Source organism: Flavobacterium sp., assembly GCF_030146175.1.
GTDB lineage: Bacteria > Bacteroidota > Bacteroidia > Flavobacteriales > Flavobacteriaceae > Flavobacterium.
Genome location: NZ_JASLCE010000131.1, coordinates 1 through 16,196, shown reverse-complemented (window position 1 = coordinate 16,196; position 16,196 = coordinate 1). Strand labels below are relative to the sequence as shown.

At 39.8% G+C, this 16,196-nt stretch carries 15 protein-coding genes and 1 pseudogene; 6 read left to right on the top strand and 10 right to left on the bottom strand.

Annotation, left to right across the window (positions count from 1 at the left end):
* Window positions 1–89: 89 nt before the first annotated feature.
* Window positions 90–689: a ribonuclease HII gene (locus tag Q1R07_RS15020; RefSeq protein ID WP_300491822.1), complete on the top strand. Its 600-nt coding sequence runs from the start codon at window positions 90–92 to the stop codon at window positions 687–689.
* A 61-nt stretch (window positions 690–750) separates the two neighbouring features.
* Here the strand turns inward: Q1R07_RS15020 and lipB are convergent, their stop codons facing one another.
* Both lipB and Q1R07_RS15010 read right to left on the bottom strand, forming a co-directional pair.
* The gene (gene lipB / locus Q1R07_RS15015) at window positions 751–1,452 is read right to left on the bottom strand and encodes a lipoyl(octanoyl) transferase LipB (RefSeq protein WP_300491820.1); all 702 of its coding nucleotides are present in this window, start codon (window positions 1,450–1,452) and stop codon (window positions 751–753) included.
* Between the two features lie 5 nt (window positions 1,453–1,457).
* Window positions 1,458–2,192, bottom strand: coding sequence for a hypothetical protein (locus Q1R07_RS15010; protein WP_300491818.1), 735 nt, complete (start codon window positions 2,190–2,192; stop codon window positions 1,458–1,460).
* A gap of 132 nt (window positions 2,193–2,324) precedes the next feature.
* On the opposite strand from Q1R07_RS15010, the gene lysS reads away from it, so the two are divergent.
* Window positions 2,325–4,025, top strand: coding sequence for a lysine--tRNA ligase (gene lysS / locus Q1R07_RS15005; RefSeq protein WP_300491816.1), 1,701 nt, complete (start codon window positions 2,325–2,327; stop codon window positions 4,023–4,025).
* A 174-nt stretch (window positions 4,026–4,199) separates the two neighbouring features.
* A complete protein-coding gene (locus Q1R07_RS15000; RefSeq protein ID WP_300491814.1) occupies window positions 4,200–4,598 on the top strand; it encodes a hypothetical protein in 399 nt (132 codons plus the stop codon).
* Window positions 4,599–4,998: 400 nt separating this feature from the next.
* On the opposite strand, the gene Q1R07_RS14995 is transcribed toward Q1R07_RS15000, so the two are convergent.
* The 4 genes from Q1R07_RS14995 to Q1R07_RS14980 all read right to left on the bottom strand — a co-directional run bounded on the left by Q1R07_RS14995 (window position 4,999) and on the right by Q1R07_RS14980 (window position 8,363).
* Window positions 4,999–5,958, bottom strand: coding sequence for a transporter (locus tag Q1R07_RS14995; protein ID WP_300491812.1), 960 nt, complete (start codon window positions 5,956–5,958; stop codon window positions 4,999–5,001).
* Between the two features lie 60 nt (window positions 5,959–6,018).
* On the bottom strand, window positions 6,019–7,065 hold the full coding sequence (locus Q1R07_RS14990) for a cytochrome c peroxidase (protein WP_300491810.1): 1,047 nt from the start codon (window positions 7,063–7,065) through the stop codon (window positions 6,019–6,021).
* Window positions 7,066–7,124: 59 nt separating this feature from the next.
* Window positions 7,125–7,910 carry an MbnP family protein gene (locus Q1R07_RS14985; protein ID WP_300491808.1) on the bottom strand — a complete coding sequence of 262 codons (786 nt, stop codon included), beginning with the start codon at window positions 7,908–7,910 and terminating at the stop codon, window positions 7,125–7,127.
* Between the two features lie 78 nt (window positions 7,911–7,988).
* Window positions 7,989–8,363, bottom strand: a complete 375-nt coding sequence (locus Q1R07_RS14980) for a hypothetical protein (protein ID WP_300491806.1) — start codon at window positions 8,361–8,363, stop codon at window positions 7,989–7,991.
* A 168-nt stretch (window positions 8,364–8,531) separates the two neighbouring features.
* Here Q1R07_RS14980 and Q1R07_RS14975 point away from each other — a divergent pair, with 168 nt between their 5' ends.
* Complete coding sequence (locus tag Q1R07_RS14975) at window positions 8,532–8,966, top strand: hypothetical protein (protein ID WP_300491804.1); 435 nt, start codon at window positions 8,532–8,534, stop codon at window positions 8,964–8,966.
* Window positions 8,967–9,041: 75 nt separating this feature from the next.
* Window positions 9,042–9,368 (top strand): hypothetical protein, encoded by a 327-nt coding sequence (locus Q1R07_RS14970; protein WP_300491802.1) that lies wholly within the window; start codon window positions 9,042–9,044, stop codon window positions 9,366–9,368.
* A gap of 48 nt (window positions 9,369–9,416) precedes the next feature.
* Here the strand turns inward: Q1R07_RS14970 and hemL are convergent, their stop codons facing one another.
* The 4 genes from hemL to Q1R07_RS14950 form a co-directional block, all read right to left on the bottom strand.
* Window positions 9,417–10,703: a glutamate-1-semialdehyde 2,1-aminomutase gene (gene hemL / locus Q1R07_RS14965; protein ID WP_300491801.1), complete on the bottom strand. Its 1,287-nt coding sequence runs from the start codon at window positions 10,701–10,703 to the stop codon at window positions 9,417–9,419.
* Window positions 10,703–11,569 (bottom strand): glucosaminidase domain-containing protein, encoded by an 867-nt coding sequence (locus Q1R07_RS14960; protein WP_300491798.1) that lies wholly within the window; start codon window positions 11,567–11,569, stop codon window positions 10,703–10,705. The genes hemL and Q1R07_RS14960 overlap by 1 nt, the downstream gene beginning before the upstream one ends.
* Window positions 11,562–12,494, bottom strand: a complete 933-nt coding sequence (locus tag Q1R07_RS14955; RefSeq protein ID WP_300491796.1) for a pyridoxal-phosphate dependent enzyme — start codon at window positions 12,492–12,494, stop codon at window positions 11,562–11,564. The genes Q1R07_RS14960 and Q1R07_RS14955 overlap by 8 nt, the downstream gene beginning before the upstream one ends.
* A 72-nt stretch (window positions 12,495–12,566) precedes the next feature.
* Window positions 12,567–14,462, bottom strand: coding sequence for a T9SS type A sorting domain-containing protein (locus Q1R07_RS14950; RefSeq protein WP_300491794.1), 1,896 nt, complete (start codon window positions 14,460–14,462; stop codon window positions 12,567–12,569).
* Between the two features lie 745 nt (window positions 14,463–15,207).
* On the opposite strand from Q1R07_RS14950, the pseudogene Q1R07_RS14945 reads away from it, so the two are divergent.
* A pseudogene (locus tag Q1R07_RS14945) lies at window positions 15,208–16,196 on the top strand (hypothetical protein); the annotation flags it as partial.

The window sequence follows — 16,196 nt, the reverse complement described above, 5'->3', positions numbered from 1 at the left end:
AAAATACACTATATCAAATAAAGTCCCTTATTAGACTGCGGTTTACTCAAAATATTTGTGTTTTTTTTATACATTTACCAAAAACAAAAATGCTGTTACAGAATTACTCAAAGTTAACATTGGAAGCCGGTACCGACGAAGCCGGAAGAGGTTGTTTAGCAGGTCCTGTTACCGCTGCAGCCGTGATTTTACCCGATAATGTGATCATCGAAAAACTAAACGACTCCAAAAAATTATCCGAAATCACCCGCGAAAAACTAAAGCCCATAATCGAAGAAGTGGCTCTTTGTTTTAAAGTAATTCACCTCGAACCCGAAATCATTGACGAAATCAATATTCTGAACGCTTCGATAAAAGCCATGCAAACCTGCATCGTCAATCTAAATCCAATACCTAACTATATTATTGTAGACGGCAATCGTTTTAAACCAATTCAGGACATACCATACAGTTGTATTGTAAAAGGCGATAGCAAATACCTTAGTATTGCAGCCGCTTCAGTCCTGGCCAAAACCTATCGCGATGAATATATGAATCGCATACATGAAGAATACCCCATGTACAACTGGAAAAAAAACAAAGGCTACCCTACGATCGAACACAGGGAAGCTATTCGAAAATACGGAACCACTCCCTATCACCGGAAATCGTTTCGCTTACTTCCGGAACAATTAAAACTGGAATTATAACCACAAAAAAATCCTGACAAAATTTTGTCAGGATTTTTCTTAATAAAATATTTTAATTTTTTTAGCTCCCAATTTCCGCTTCAAACAAAGCCGTAAAATGTTTTTTAATTTTAGCCTTTACCTCTTCCTCATCTACTTTTGCAACACCCAGTTCTACATTCAAGGAAGTAACCGCTTTGTCTTTTATACCACATGGGATAATATTATCAAAATAACCCAAATCGGAATTTACATTTAACGCAAACCCGTGCATCGTTACCCATCGCGAAGCCCGAACTCCCATCGCACATATTTTTCGCGCAAACGGCGTACCTACGCCAAGCCACACTCCGGTTTCCCCTTCGCTTCGTTCGCATTGCAATCCGTATTCTGCAAGGGTTAAAATAATAGCTTCTTCCATAAAGCGAAGGTATTTATGGATATCAGTAAAAAAGTTCTCCAAATCCAAAATCGGATAACCAACCACTTGTCCCGGTCCGTGATACGTAATATCACCACCGCGGTTGATCTTATAATAAGAAGCCCCCTTATCGGCAAGTTGCTTTTCGTTTAATAACAGATTTGAAAAATCACCGCTTTTACCAAGCGTATAAACATGCGGATGTTCTACAAATAAAAAGTAATTTGGTGTCACATCCTCTTTTTCTTCTCTCCTATTATTAATCTTGATATCCAGAATCTCTTTAAATAAAGATTCCTGATAATCCCAAACCTCTTTATAATCTTTTAATCCGAGATCCCGGAATACAATCTGTTTGTTCATCGTTATTATTTTTTCTCCAGAACAACCTCAAAGTTCATCACTTCGGGTCTTTCTATATAATCTATAAACGGATATTGCAAGGTTACCGTTTTTCTGTCGTCACTAAAAACAGGATCTTTTGCGGTAATCGATTTAATCTTTTTCGGAAAATGGTATTTTACGGTATACGTAAAAGCTTCTATCATCGGTCGGATCGTCGCCAAGCTATCCGTTAGCTGTTTCTGAATAGCCGGATCTTTTACCGCCGCCTTACGGGTAAATTTTTTCCCGTCGAACGAATACTTTAAATCGGTAGTCATCTTATCCATATCCGATAGCCTGCCTTTCTCTCCACTTCCATTCGTTTTCAAATCGTCCATCGTTTTTACAACCGACAACGCATCAACCAAATCCGATGGTTTTTTAAAATCACTAAAAAGTGTAAACAAAAATGATTTCTCCACTTGATCCACATGTGTCCGAACCGAAAAGCTTTCCAATTTTTTCAAACGTTGTTGTTCCGCCAATGGCAATTTGGCAATACTATCTTTTCGTTCGTCTATTAATGATTTTAAAGTAAAAGTCGAATCAATTTTCCGATCGCCTTGTTCTGCCGCGATACTCATCATAGCCGAGGCATCAACATCCAATGAAAACGTACCACTTCCGTCGGCATTCAAATTAATAGTCTCAGTAAAATTACAGGCTGTCATCACAACCGCGACAACCAAAGTAAGGGCGAACCGGATTTTTTCCTTCATAAATTTAGGCTTCAAATTTGCTTTCAAAGATACGATTTTCCATCCGCAATACCTTTATTATCATTTTCAAAATTTGAAATTGATTCCTTTTTAAAATATGTCTATCTTTGCCCACTTAAAAAAATCACAATTATGCAACTTTCAGAACAAGAAATCATCAGAAGAGAAAAACTGGGTAAGTTGAAAGAACTTGGAATAAACCCATATCCCGCCAATTTGTTTCCCGTGAACCACACGTCGAAGCAGGTCAAGGAAACTTTTGAGGAAGGAAAGAAGGTAATTGTGGCCGGCCGTCTGATGTCTGCCCGCGTACAAGGGAAAGCTTCTTTCGCCGAATTACAGGATAGCGAAGGTCGTATCCAGTTATACATTAACCGTGACGAGATTTGTCCGGACGATGACAAAACACTTTACAACGAAGTTTTTAAAAAATTAATTGACCTGGGTGACTTTATCGGAATCGAAGGGGAATTGTTTACCACTCAGGTAGGCGAAAAAACCTTACGTGCCAAAAATATCACGCTATTAAGCAAAACCTTACGTCCTTTACCATTACCTAAAGTTGATGCCGATGGTAATGTTTTCGACGCATTTACCGATCCGGAATTGCGTTACCGTATGCGTTATGTTGATTTGGTTGTAAATCCGCAGGTTAAAGAAGTATTTATCAAAAGAACCAAATTGTTCAATGCGATGCGTACGTTTTTTAACGACAAAGGTTATTTTGAAGTAGAAACGCCAATATTACAGTCGATCCCGGGTGGTGCGGCCGCAAGACCGTTTATCACACACCACAACTCCCTGGATATTCCATTATATATGCGAATTGCCAACGAATTGTACCTGAAAAGACTAATCGTAGGTGGTTTCGACGGTGTATATGAATTCTCCAAAAACTTCCGTAACGAAGGAATGGACCGAACCCATAACCCGGAGTTTACCGCTATGGAAATCTATGTAGCCTATAAAGACTACAATTGGATGATGGAATTTACCGAAAACCTTTTGGAATATTGCGCCCTTCAGGTGAACGGTACTACAAAAGCTACTTTCGGCGAACATACGGTTGATTTTAAAGCACCTTATGCACGTGTTTCGATGACAGATGCCATCAAACATTTTACCGGCTTTGATATTACCGGAAAAACAGAAACCGAATTACGAGCTGCAGCACAATCGATGGGAATTGCCGTAGATGACACTATGGGTAAAGGAAAATTGATCGACGAGATTTTCGGTGAAAAATGCGAGGGTAATTTTATCCAACCAACTTTTATCACTGATTATCCGAAAGATATGAGTCCGCTAACCAAAGAACACCGCGACAACCCGGAATTAACCGAGCGTTTCGAATTGATGGTATGCGGAAAAGAAATTGCCAATGCGTATTCTGAGCTAAACGATCCAATCGATCAGCGGGAACGTTTTGAATCGCAATTAGCCTTATCCGAAAGAGGTGATGATGAAGCGATGTTTATTGACAACGATTTCCTACGTGCATTGGAATACGGAATGCCTCCAACATCCGGTTTAGGTATCGGAATGGACCGTTTGATCATGTTTTTAACCAACAATCCATCGATTCAGGAAGTGTTGTTTTTCCCTCAAATGCGTCCGGAGAAAAAAGCCGTACAAATCGAGTTGGAAGACGAAGAAAAAGCAATTATTGCAATCTTAGAAAAAAATGCCAACGCGTTGGATTTAGCCGAATTAAAAAATCAGGCCGGATTAAGCGGTAAAAAATGGGACAAAGCCATGAAAGCCCTGGCACAACACGGATTAACCAAAGTGGTTGTAGCTGGCGACAGTAAAGTCGTAGAATTACAATCCTAAGTTTTCGATATACAATCAAAAGGCCGACTATTTCTAGTCGGCCTTTTTTATTTATAAACCTGACAGGTTTTTTATCGGCAAAAAATCGCACTTAACGGAAAATCGTTACACCTGTCGTTTTTATTCCTTACTTTTAATATATATCACGGAGTTTACCACTTAAACCATAGGATTATGAAAGCATTCTTTATCCTGATTGTAAGCTTTTTATCATTGGCAAGCATCGCACAGTCTTCCAATCAGGCACCGCCAACCCTGACGGCAGAACAAAAGGCCAAATTAGAGGTTAGCCGTATGGCAACCGATCTCAACCTAACTGCGACTCAACAGCAACAAATTGAGAAAGTACTAACGGAAAACAACCGGAAAACCGGCGATATTAAATTGCGCCTTCAGTCGGCCAAACCCGAAGAAAATCAGGCTTTAAAAACCGAATATATCGAAAGTCTGAAAACCCTGAAAACAAATCTAAAAGCCATCCTCACTCAGGAACAGCAAGACAAATGGGATGCGATTTATAAAAAACGATTCCAAAATCAACCGCAAAAAGCAACTACTCAAAATAAGCCTTAAAAAAAAGCTGCCTCAAAAAAGAGACAGCCCGTTTCTGTTACACTAAACCGGATTATACTTTAATCCGGTTGCCTACACCTGACAGTCTTAGCATTTTCTCACTTAAAAACTGTCAGGTGTTTGTATTTGCTATATCAGACAAGTTTCTGTTCTTGTGTCGAGCAACCTATCTGGCGACACTTATACAAAACACCTGACAGGTTTATCAGCGTTGTGTTGAGAAACCTGTCAGGTGTAAATTCGAAAAACCTATCCGATGTAGTTTTTCTTTATTCATGAAATACCATACAGAAACACCTACAAATTTCTGTTCTTGCACTGAAAAACATAGCTAGCGACACTATGCAGAAACACCTGACAGGTTTATCAGCGTTGTGTCGAGAAACCTGTCAGGTGCAAATTATAAAGTATAATTTAAGTTCACACTCCAACGGTATTGTGCTTCCACTCTGCCACCGGTAAGATTTTGATTTATCGGCACCATCACATTGGCACCAAACGAAAATTTATCCCGTCCGATCTCGATTCCCGCTTTTCCAAAAAGGATGTCACCTGCCGTATTTCGCAGCAATTGTTTGTATTGATAATTGTTCACGTACACTTCTCCGGCAACGCCCAATTGCGGCACAAATACATACTTCTCACTATTTAAAAAATAGAATACTGTTGATGCATAATTAAATTGATTTCCGAAACGATAATGCTTTTCATTTTCCGTTTTAACCGTATAACTCCCCATAGTATTTAATCCCAGATTTCCTTTTTTTACGACATATTCTGCCGCAAAAATATAGTCCCAGCTACCGGTTCCCACCTGAAAACTCGGATTTACACTTCCATTGGTAAATTCACGGTATTTTCCCGTAGGCGCTTTTACTCCGGCACCCAATTGTACCGAATGCGAAAACACGGCACTATCTTTAACCGTTTCATACACCGTGTACATTCCCAATACCGTAAGGTCGCCCAAACCGGATATATCCTGTTTGCCGGTTACGGTTTCCCGATTATGAAAATGGTACGGAACCAATACGGAAACCTGAACTTTTTTCACAATCGGAATGCGTCCCCACACCTGAATGGTATTAAAATTTTCTTCATACCACGGTGAATCCGAAAACAATCCGTCGTTACTTTTATAACGCTGGTTAAAATAGCGTATCCCTACAAAATTGGTATTCAGCATCGACGAAAAACCCAAACTTCCACCACTGGCCGAACAACCACAGGCATCACATTCTTCGAAATATTCGAGCGAACGAAAATAGTTTTGATACGGATTTATTCCCAGGCTATCCTTTTCTGCCGCGTAGGTAAATACACTCCAAAAAAGCACTACTAATAGACTATATTTTTTCATTTTTATTTTTCTTTTCAATCCAAATCTTATTTCTAAAATTTAGAAAAGTGTTTGTTGTTTTTAAAATTCCGAAAACCGTCGATCCGTTAAAAACTCATGATCCGTTAGTGTTTTTAAAAAGGCCACAAGTTTCGTTTTTTCATTCGCTGTTAACGGAATTCCCAAAGTTCCATTAGCCTTTAAAGTAGGATCCAATGTAGGCGAATCCAGCACACCGTTGGAATAGTGATTTAAAACCGCCTCAAGCGTGGCAAAACGCCCATCGTGCATATAAGGTGCCGTTTTTTCGATATTCCGCAAACTCGGCACTTTAAATTTGTAATTATCCTGTGGCAACTCGGTTACGCGGTAGCGCCCCACATCATTGATCATCGGGTTAATCGGCAAACCGTTATTGCGATAAGTATCATCGGTAAATAAATCCGTAGCGTGACAACCGGCACATTTTTGTGTAAAAAGTACGTAGCCTTCCTGTTCGTCGGCAGTTAACGTTCCTCCGGGTTCTCCTCTTCTGAATTTATCAAATTTTGAATTGGACGATGTTAGCATCACCATAAACTGTCCCAATGCTTTAAGCATGTTTTCAGAATTGATCATTCCATCAGGAAAGGCCTGTCTGAATAGTTTCTGATAGGTCGCATCGCCTTTCATCATACTGACAATTTCCGCCAGATTTCCATTCATTTCAATTTCACTGGTTAGCGGAATCAAAGGCTGCAAATCCAGATGTGTTGTTGCTCCGTCCCACATATAAGCGCGCTGAAACGCAAGATTTTGAATCGGCGGTGCATTACGGGTTCCGATATTATCACCCACACCATGACTAAACGAATGTCCGTGGTGCGTAAACGCGTCTTCCTGAATGTGGCAAAAGCCACAGGACACCAATCCATCCGATGCCAACCGACCGTCGTAAAACAACTTTTTCCCCAATTCAAATCCTTTTTCCGTTAGCGGATTGTTTTGCAAATTATAGGTTAAGGCTGGAAAATTGGTCGGTACTTTAAAATCGATCGGAATATTTTGATAGGCTTCAGGACTATCATCGTTCGAGCAGCTCCATAAAAACGGTAGCAGCAAGAACAGTAGTGTTCTGATTCTTTTCATAATGATTTGTTTTTCAAAAAGCTGTCAATAATCACTACCGACAGCTTTTTTGATTTTATTTAGTCATTATGAACGTGATCAACAGAGAACATAGTGGACACATTGGCTGTAATTGAAGCCAAAACAGCACCACCCATGATATTTGGTTGTGAGGACAAGCTGATTTTTGTGGCTCCATCCAGGATTTTAGACAAATCGGCCATTACGTGAATTTGTGGTGTAATAGTTGGTCGCACCAATGCTTTATCCGGCATATCCAATGTTACTTCGGTATAATTATAGTGGGTTCCGGTTTGTCCCGTATGTACTTTAAAAAGTGTCGGATCGGTTACGGTAGCCGAGGTGAAATTCCCTTCGAATGCCAGGAATTTATAGCCCGCACTCCACGACCACATCATGCCTTCGGATTGTGCTTGTACCAGAAAATCGCCCTGACCGGCAGCTCCTAAGTTAAATTGTTCCTGATCGACACCAATACCGAATTTCACGGTTTTATAATTCCCAGCCGGAACATCGGTTAGCTCGATCGTAAATAAACTTGGTGTTTGTTCTTTTATAATAAAATAGCTTTTGCTTTTTGGATAAACATAAGTCGATCCATCTTCTTTTATAAGCACAATATTGCTTACGATATATTTGATGTTATCTACTTTAATCGTCTCACCCTGAGAGGTTGTATACGGTGCGCCCATGATAAAATCGACATCTCCGTAACGGTGATCAAATTTTATTTTTAAGCTTCCGCTTCCTTCTGTGGAGTTTACCACATCGTTATCATTACTACAAGATCCTAAGGCAATGGCCAATGTCACCGCTATAACAGTGTTTATTAATTTGAATTTCATTTTTTTATTTTTTAAAATACGACATAGCAATCCTTTTGACTTCCAGCCAAAAGAAAAAATGCTTAAAAGGGTTGAATTTTAAAAAATAAATGCCGGTGGATGGAAGATTCCGTCCGCATTCAGGTGTTGGTACAGATTGGTATAGGAAAAGTTTTCCGCAACTTTTTCGGTTACCGATGCAGGATTAAAATCGAAGTTTTTCTGGATTTCAAAAAAGAGCACTTCTACTTCGGCTCTTACATTTTTTTTATCGGTAGATAACGGTTTTTCCGATTCAGAAGCTTTAGCAAGTTCTTTCATCAGGTGACATTTTCCGTTACAGGCCATTTGCGGTTTGGCTTTGTTTTCACAAAGGGTTTTTGTAATATATTCGTAATTGATCATGTACTCAAAAACCGGCAATATCGGTTTAAAGAGGACAAAAAAAACGAGTATTACAATTCCTTTTTTCACGTGGCAAAGGTAACCCCCAAAAGTGGTAACTCCAAAAAATATCCGGTTCTATTTTAACAGAAGTACAACATTTCGGCATTTTTTTAACTTTTATTTAGGTTGTACAATTTTAAACCTTTTGAAATTCCCACGGTCAAAGCATCGTAACAACTTTAAAAGAAAAGCATTATGAAAAAATTAGTTTTAGCCGTTTGCCTTTGCGCAACTATGTTAGGCTTTGCACAGGAAAAAGAATCGAGAGGTGGTCGCGAACGTTTAGCTCCGGAACAACAAGTACAGTTACAGGTTAAAAAAATGACCTTAGATTTGGATCTGACAGCCAAACAACAAAAAGAAGTTGAAAAGCTATTAATGGATCAGAGCAAAAAACGTGAAGAAGTACGAGCTACACAGGGTGATGTACGAAAAAATTACAAAGAAATGACTGCCGACGAACGTTTTGCGCTTCAAAACAAACGTATGGACGACAAAATTGCTTTTAAAGGCGAAATGAAAAAAATCCTGAATTCCGGTCAGATGGAGAAATGGGAAAAACAGAGTGAAATGCGTCAGGAAAAAATCACAAAAAGAACCCGAAACTTTAAAAACAACGCTCCTGAATAATTTTTGATTGTTTTTTTAGCAATATATCGTAAAATAAATTAGCTTTGGCTCTATAATCAGCCAATTTATCAGACAATGAAAAAATTTATTGCGTTATTTTTTATGATTGTTTCCTTTTCGGTAGCTGCCAATGCGCAGGATCGTCAAAAGGAAATCGCTAAAAAAGTTCAAAACGACATCACGGCACTTACCGCATACATCCCGCTATCTGATGCACAAAAAGTTGAGATCGAAAAAGGATTGGTAATGAAACATCAAAATCTAAGCCCGGAGTTGTCGGAAGGACGAAAAAAAGAGTTGGTAAAAGTGGTGGATCACTATTTACGTGCCCCTTTAACACAAGCGCAACTTCAAAAACTGGACGCGAATCCGCAGTTGGTAAAGCGACTGGTTTCCGAATAATAAAAAACGCACCTTTAAGGTGCGTTTTTCATTTATAGCTATTTTCATTTAAAGTGTCGCTGCTACTTTTCCTACGGCTGCAATTGTAAAATCGAGATCTTCGTAGGTCAATGCGTCTGTAATAAACCAGGTTTCATAGGCCGACGGAGCGATGTAGATTCCTTCCTGTAACAATCCGTGGAAGAATTTTTTAAAGCTTTCGTTATCGCCATTTTTAGCCGTATCAAAATCAACTACCGGTCTTTCGTCAAAATGAACCGAAATCATCGAACCTACACGGTTAATCGTAAATACAACACCTGCTTTTTCCAACTGTTCGCGGATTCCTTTTTCCAGATAAGCCGTTTTTTGCTCCAATCGTTCAAAAAGTCCTTCGTTGGTATTGATATCCTGTAACATGGCCAAACCAGCCGCCATCGCTAATGGATTTCCGGACAAAGTTCCCGCCTGATATACCGGTCCCAGTGGTGCCAGATAATTCATAATTTCATTTCGTGCAGCAAAGGCACCTACCGGCAAACCACCACCAATTACTTTTCCAAAAGTTACGATATCGGCGTTAATTCCAAACAGTTCCTGCGCACCACCTTTTGACAGACGAAATCCGGTCATTACCTCATCAAATATCAACAAAGCCCCATGTTCGTCGCAAAGTGTCCGCAATCCTTTTAAAAAGCCTTCCTGTGGCGGCACACATCCCATATTTCCGGCTACCGGTTCTATAATAATGGCCGCGATTTCGTTTTTATTAGCTTCAAAAAGAGAACGCACATTGTCCAAATCGTTGTAACGGGCCAAAAGAGTGTCTTTTGCGGTACCCTGCGTTACTCCGGGACTGTTTGGCGCGCCAAATGTAATGGCTCCACTTCCGGCCTGAATCAGGAACGAATCGGAATGACCGTGGTAACATCCGGCAAATTTTATGATTTTATCGCGATTGGTAAAACCACGCGCCAGTCGGACAGCACTCATACAGGCTTCGGTACCGGAATTTACAAATCGGATTTTCTCGATTCCCGGCACCATCGAAAGGGCCAGTTTTGCGATTTCCGTTTCCAATTCTGTTGGCATTCCGAATGAGGTTCCTTTTTTTGCTTTTTCAATTACTGCCGTTACTACCGGCTCATAGGCATGCCCTAAAAGCATTGGCCCCCAGGAATTGATATAATCGATAAGACGATTTCCGTCTTCATCATACAAATAGGCTCCTTTGGCTTCTTTGGCAAAAATTGGCGTTCCTCCAACTGATTTAAAGGCACGAACGGGTGAATTCACACCGCCCGGTAACACTTCTGACGCTTCAGCAAACAGCTGACTGCTTCTTGTATATAACATTATGATTTTACTTTTATGATTTGTCCTATTGCTATTGCGTTTGAGGTAAGGTTATTGATTTTTATCAATTCGTCTACCGTTACATTGAATTTTCTGGAAATGGAATACAGTGTATCCCCTTGCGCCACTTTATACGTCGAACCGCTAACTTCGGCATTTACCGTAGTCGTATCTTTTTTGATCACCGGTTTTGTATAACCGCCTCCAATAACTTCCGAGTCGTATTTGTACAATTCGTAACGCTCGATAAGTCCGATGAGTTTTTCCGGATATTTGGGATCTGTGGCATATCCGGCACTTTTCAGTCCTTTTGCCCAGGCTACATAATCGCCTTTTGGCAATTTAAACAGGGCGGAATAACGGCTTCTTGTTGTCAGGAATAGTGAATGATCCCGAAACGATTCGGCCGGGTCGCTATATTTGCGAAAGCATTCCTGTTCGGAATCATCGTCATGGCGTACGCTATCTCCGGTCCATCCGGTGTGGCATTTGATTCCGAAATGGTTGTTTGCTTTTACACATAAGGTTCCTACTCCGGCACCGGATTCCAAAATCCCCTGAGCCAGTGTAATACTAGCCGGAACGCCATGGTTTCGCATGTTTTCTTTTGCGGTTTCGTTAAACCTACCGATATACGCATTTACAATTTCGGTAGTTACTTTTATTTTTGAAGTCGCTTCGAGTACTTCCGATGGTTTGGAATTTTCCGAAGATGAGGAGTTTGTTCTCGTGGTTCCCGAGTGTGTTTTTACGGTTGTATTTTTCTTGGTTGTTGTAATCTTCGTCGGTGTCGTTCGTACTTTTGACGAAGATCCGCAGCTATAAACCAATATAAGCGTTAGCAGCAGGCAAATTTTTTTAATCATTATTCTCTTTTTTACAGACTTTGTTTTCTATAAGTAACGGCTTATTTTTCTGAGCCAATATTTTATTCATTCCTTCAATCCCTTGTAATCCCCCGGTGTGAATCATTAAAATTGCAGCTCCGTCAGGGAAATAGCCTTTTTCGATCAGATCTACTATTCCGTAGGCCATTTTCCCGGTATATACCGGATCTAACAATACTTCCGTTTGGGCATAAAAGTCATTATTAAAACGAACCAATTCGTCATTTATTTTTGCATAACCTCCAAAATGATAGTCATTTACCAGTTCCCAGCGGTCGTTGTTTACAAATTTACAAATCTCATCAGATAAAAACGAACCTTTTAACGCCGGAAAGCCAATTACTTTTTGATTTTCCCCACAGGAATTGATCAAACCTGAGATTGTTCCTCCGGTTCCCACTGCACAGCAAATGTGTGTAAATTGCGTTTTATCGGTTGTTTCCAATATTTCCTCACACCCTTTTACCGCCAGCGCATTGGTTCCGCCTTCGGGCAATAGGTAAAAAGCACCGTGTTTTTCCCGCAGTTTTTCTAAAAAAGCCGACTCGTCTTTAATGCGATAAGCTTCCCGCGATACAAAATCAAATTTCATGCCTTGTTGTCGCGCCAGACGTAAGGTTGCATTTGCTTCTATTTCGTTTTCCAGTTCTTCGCCACGTATTACTCCTATGGTTTCCAATCCGAAGTGTGCTCCTGCCGCGGCAACCGCTGCGATATGATTGGAAAATGCCCCGCCGAAAGTCAGCAATTTTGCATAACCTTCCTTTTGGGCCTGTTCGAGATTGTACTTCATTTTCCGGTATTTATTCCCGGATAAAAAGGGATGCACCTGATCTTCTCTTTTTACAGTAAGCGAAATCCCATTCGGAAATGAAAAAGGCAATACCTGATTGTAACTTTTCATAGTTGCAAAAATATCATTTTAAACAAAAACAGCTCCGAATTCGGAGCTGTTTTTAAATATCGTCTATAAATTTTAATTTTTTATTATGATTTTTCTACTTATTTCCTGATTATCCGAGGTAAGCATCCTTACAATATATATACCATCACTAAGATTTGCCGTCGGAAACGAATAGGTTGTATTATTACCTAATTTTGTTTTTTCGAAGATAACTTTTCCTACCACATCGTATAAGACTACTGTGTTTAAATCCAAAGCCATTGGGTTGGAAATTTGCAAAGTATGTCCGGAATTATCCTGATATACCAACAGACTGTTTTTAATCGTCTCTCCTAATCCCAGGTTACTATCCCGTTTAAAGGTAATCTCATAATCTGACTTATTGGTTCCGGCTGGCAAATTCAATTCATGTACTCCATTTTTAATATCATAATACTGGTTGTTTACCTTATCGTGCAGGTACACATTTTGTACCGTATCAGCATTAATAATCTCTTGTACCGTTATCCTGTAATTTGCCGGTGCTCCATTTTTAAAACCAAGCGGAAGACGCTTGTTTTCATCAAAAGCCACCATATTAATCACGTATTCTTTATCATCAATTACAAAAAACATATCCGAAGGCAATCCATCATCGGAAGAAATCGCATCCATTCCTCTGTCTACACCATCGGTAGCTTCAGGATGGAAACCGATTACACTTTGCCGAACTCCCTGATTATCGATTAGTGTATTAATACGAACCTGCGGTTGTGGTCTTACAGACTCATTCGTATAATCAATACCTGATACCGATAAGACTGTAGGAAAGGCCAAATCTTCCACAACCGGATTATAGGATGGTACATTATCGGCATTAGCACTGGCCAGTGCCGCCGAGCTTGCATTTCTTTCAAACTGAGAATTATTAGCAGCCCCTTCTCTTACAAAAACGCGATATCGGTTCCGCATGGTCACCACACCTGCATTTGCTCCTGTGATAAGGAATCCTTGTGCAACAGGCGAAAAACGTCTTTTATATGAATTTCCGGGTGATGATGTTACCGTCCCCTGATTTCCGCCCGCATCATACGAGTAAAAAATTGCCGGAGTATAAATACCGGTTCCGGCTGTACCGGCTGTTACCTGTGCCAAGGTTGCTGCCGGCGAGAATGTTCCATAACCACCTCTATAATTGGCTAACGTATGTGAGTTTACCGTTTTGTCCTGTTCCCAGAATTGAGCAGTTCCGTCGCAAGCTGGATTATCCAAAAGGAAATAGCTTAAATCAATCGCCGAAGGATATGGATTCCCGGTAAGTGTTTGTTGCCCTACCAAACATGGAATCACGATATCACCATCGTTTGGACGCCCTCTAAAATCAATTCGTTGGTGGTTTCCCGGATTATTGATAATCCCATCTACATTCGTGTTATCTGTACCGGCTGTTCCTTTCATTGTAAACCCTTCACCCGGAGCGATTGGCTGTCCGTTTCCGACATGAACCCATTGTGAATAGGCCGTAGCATTAACGAATTTCCATAACCATCTGGAAGAAATCGATAACGGATTTGATTGTCCATCATAAGATCCCCAAGGCAAAATTGTTGCCAGGTCACTATTGATAATTGTATTAGGTCTGTAAAAAATTTTAGTCGCATCGGCATTAAAATTTCCCGCAATACCTTCCTGTCCGGTAACTATCGTCCCGACCGGAGAACACCAATAATTATAATCGTAATTACCACATGTTCCTTCCTGATAAACCGAAACCGTTCCGGCTCCTTTATTAGCCGTAACACCCGCTACACCTTGTAGCAACTGACCGTCTCTACGAAGGAACATAACCCCATTATTCGCTACATCCTGTTTTACAAACAGCACTTCATTATTAACAAAAACATGGGTGGACGGACTCACATATACCTGGGCATGACTAAAAAAAATCCCCCCCAAAAGCACTATAAATAAAATCTTTTTACGAGCCATGATCAATATGTTTTTTAAGTTATTTATGCATAAAAGTATATTATCTAATACTACAATCTATTCACAAGGGACAAATTGTCCACAAAAGGGATATATTGTCCCAAAACAAGAAATTTTATCATTATCTCACGCATCGGTTATTCGCATTCGATCGTATTAATAGCTTTTACAAGCAGGTTAAATTTAATTATTTTTTTTAAAAAAGCCAACTTTATTTCTATACAAAAAGTCCATTAACCTCTAAGAAACAATCATTTATTCCGCAGGCTATTATTTCAGCTCCTCTTTTACTATTCCTTTATACCTTTTAAAAATTTAGAATCAGAACTATTTCGTACTGCTCAATTTTGTACAATTCAAATTATTCAAGATTATGCAGCACAAAAACAGACAGCACGATATCTTGTCTTTTGCGCTATATCTTCTCTTCCATAAAACTTCCTTTTACACCTTTCTTCATACCTTATTTTAACCTTTTACACTATTAAAAGATCCATTTTAATATTACATAAAAAACACCAATAAACAAACAACAATACGAATTCAACATTATTAATTATAAATTAATACAAAAACAATATGTAAAATCACAATTTACAACAAACAAAAGAAGTCAAATAGAGGTCAAAAACGTACTTTATCGATTAAACGGAAACCTTTATCGAAATTCGGTCAAAACGCATTTATCGCCCCCTTTTTAGTAGCTAAATTAGTATTGAAAATGAACCACTTAATATTTTCAAGTATGTTAAACAGCTACAAAAACAACCAAAAAACCGGCAACTTCTTTAAAGTTTCCGGTGCTTTTAACGCAACTCCTCTTACCGTTAAAAGCACGCAATTATTCAAAATAGTAGCCGGCTTATTATTGTGCTTCCAAATCGGACAAGCACAGGTAAGTTATTATACTTTTTCGGAAAATACCGCGACCTACTCGTCCATATCCGGAACGACCGCAATTGCCACTTCATGGGATAATAACGCCGCCCTTAACATCCCTATTGGCTTTACGTTTAATTACAACAGTACGAATTACACCACTTGTTCTATTTTGTCCAATGGTTTTATCACTTTTGGAACCACTGTAGCAGGCGATGCAGCCGGATACAACCCGATTTCGGTAAACGGAGCCGGTTTTGACGGGGCGATCAGTGCTTTAGGTATGGACCTTAAAGACAACGGGAATGCGATTACCTATACCACTACCGGAACAGCTCCCAATCGGACTTTTATTGTACAATGGAATAATGTACGACGCGTATCTCAGTCCGGAAGTTTTAATTTCCAAATCCGACTTAGCGAAACCACCAATATCATACAAATCATTTATGGTACCTGCTCGCCAAGCAGCAACACGACATTAAATGCGGAAGTAGGATTACGAGGTCGTACCAATGCTGATTTCAATAACAGATCACAGAGTTCAAACAGCACCTGGTATGGCAATACGTCTAGCGGAACTTCCAACACCGACACCAACAAAACCCGTAGTAACAGTTATCCCAACAGCGGACTGGTTTATTCCTGGTATCCGCCGGATTATACTTACACCAACTGTACGCCGGCTTCTACTTCGTCGACGTATTATATTTCCAGTTATAAAATCACGGGAGCCATTGTGGAATCCTCCAATACTTCCGGATACAGTACCGGTGGTTATGGTGACTATACCAGTCTTGCTCCGGCGCAACAAATTGCCGGATCGGATATCAATATTTCGTTAATACTAACCGG

Coding starts and splice junctions, on each gene's coding strand:
- Q1R07_RS15020 (WP_300491822.1), top strand. CDS start 90: ATGCTGTTACAGAATTACTCAAAGTTAACATTGGAAGCCGGTACCGAC.
- lipB (WP_300491820.1), bottom strand. CDS start 1,452: ATGAACAAACAGATTGTATTCCGGGATCTCGGATTAAAAGATTATAAA.
- Q1R07_RS15010 (WP_300491818.1), bottom strand. CDS start 2,192: ATGAAGGAAAAAATCCGGTTCGCCCTTACTTTGGTTGTCGCGGTTGTG.
- lysS (WP_300491816.1), top strand. CDS start 2,325: ATGCAACTTTCAGAACAAGAAATCATCAGAAGAGAAAAACTGGGTAAG.
- Q1R07_RS15000 (WP_300491814.1), top strand. CDS start 4,200: ATGAAAGCATTCTTTATCCTGATTGTAAGCTTTTTATCATTGGCAAGC.
- Q1R07_RS14995 (WP_300491812.1), bottom strand. CDS start 5,958: ATGAAAAAATATAGTCTATTAGTAGTGCTTTTTTGGAGTGTATTTACC.
- Q1R07_RS14990 (WP_300491810.1), bottom strand. CDS start 7,065: ATGAAAAGAATCAGAACACTACTGTTCTTGCTGCTACCGTTTTTATGG.
- Q1R07_RS14985 (WP_300491808.1), bottom strand. CDS start 7,910: ATGAAATTCAAATTAATAAACACTGTTATAGCGGTGACATTGGCCATT.
- Q1R07_RS14975 (WP_300491804.1), top strand. CDS start 8,532: ATGAAAAAATTAGTTTTAGCCGTTTGCCTTTGCGCAACTATGTTAGGC.
- Q1R07_RS14970 (WP_300491802.1), top strand. CDS start 9,042: ATGAAAAAATTTATTGCGTTATTTTTTATGATTGTTTCCTTTTCGGTA.
- hemL (WP_300491801.1), bottom strand. CDS start 10,703: ATGTTATATACAAGAAGCAGTCAGCTGTTTGCTGAAGCGTCAGAAGTG.
- Q1R07_RS14960 (WP_300491798.1), bottom strand. CDS start 11,569: ATGATTAAAAAAATTTGCCTGCTGCTAACGCTTATATTGGTTTATAGC.
- Q1R07_RS14955 (WP_300491796.1), bottom strand. CDS start 12,494: ATGAAAAGTTACAATCAGGTATTGCCTTTTTCATTTCCGAATGGGATT.
- Q1R07_RS14950 (WP_300491794.1), bottom strand. CDS start 14,462: ATGGCTCGTAAAAAGATTTTATTTATAGTGCTTTTGGGGGGGATTTTT.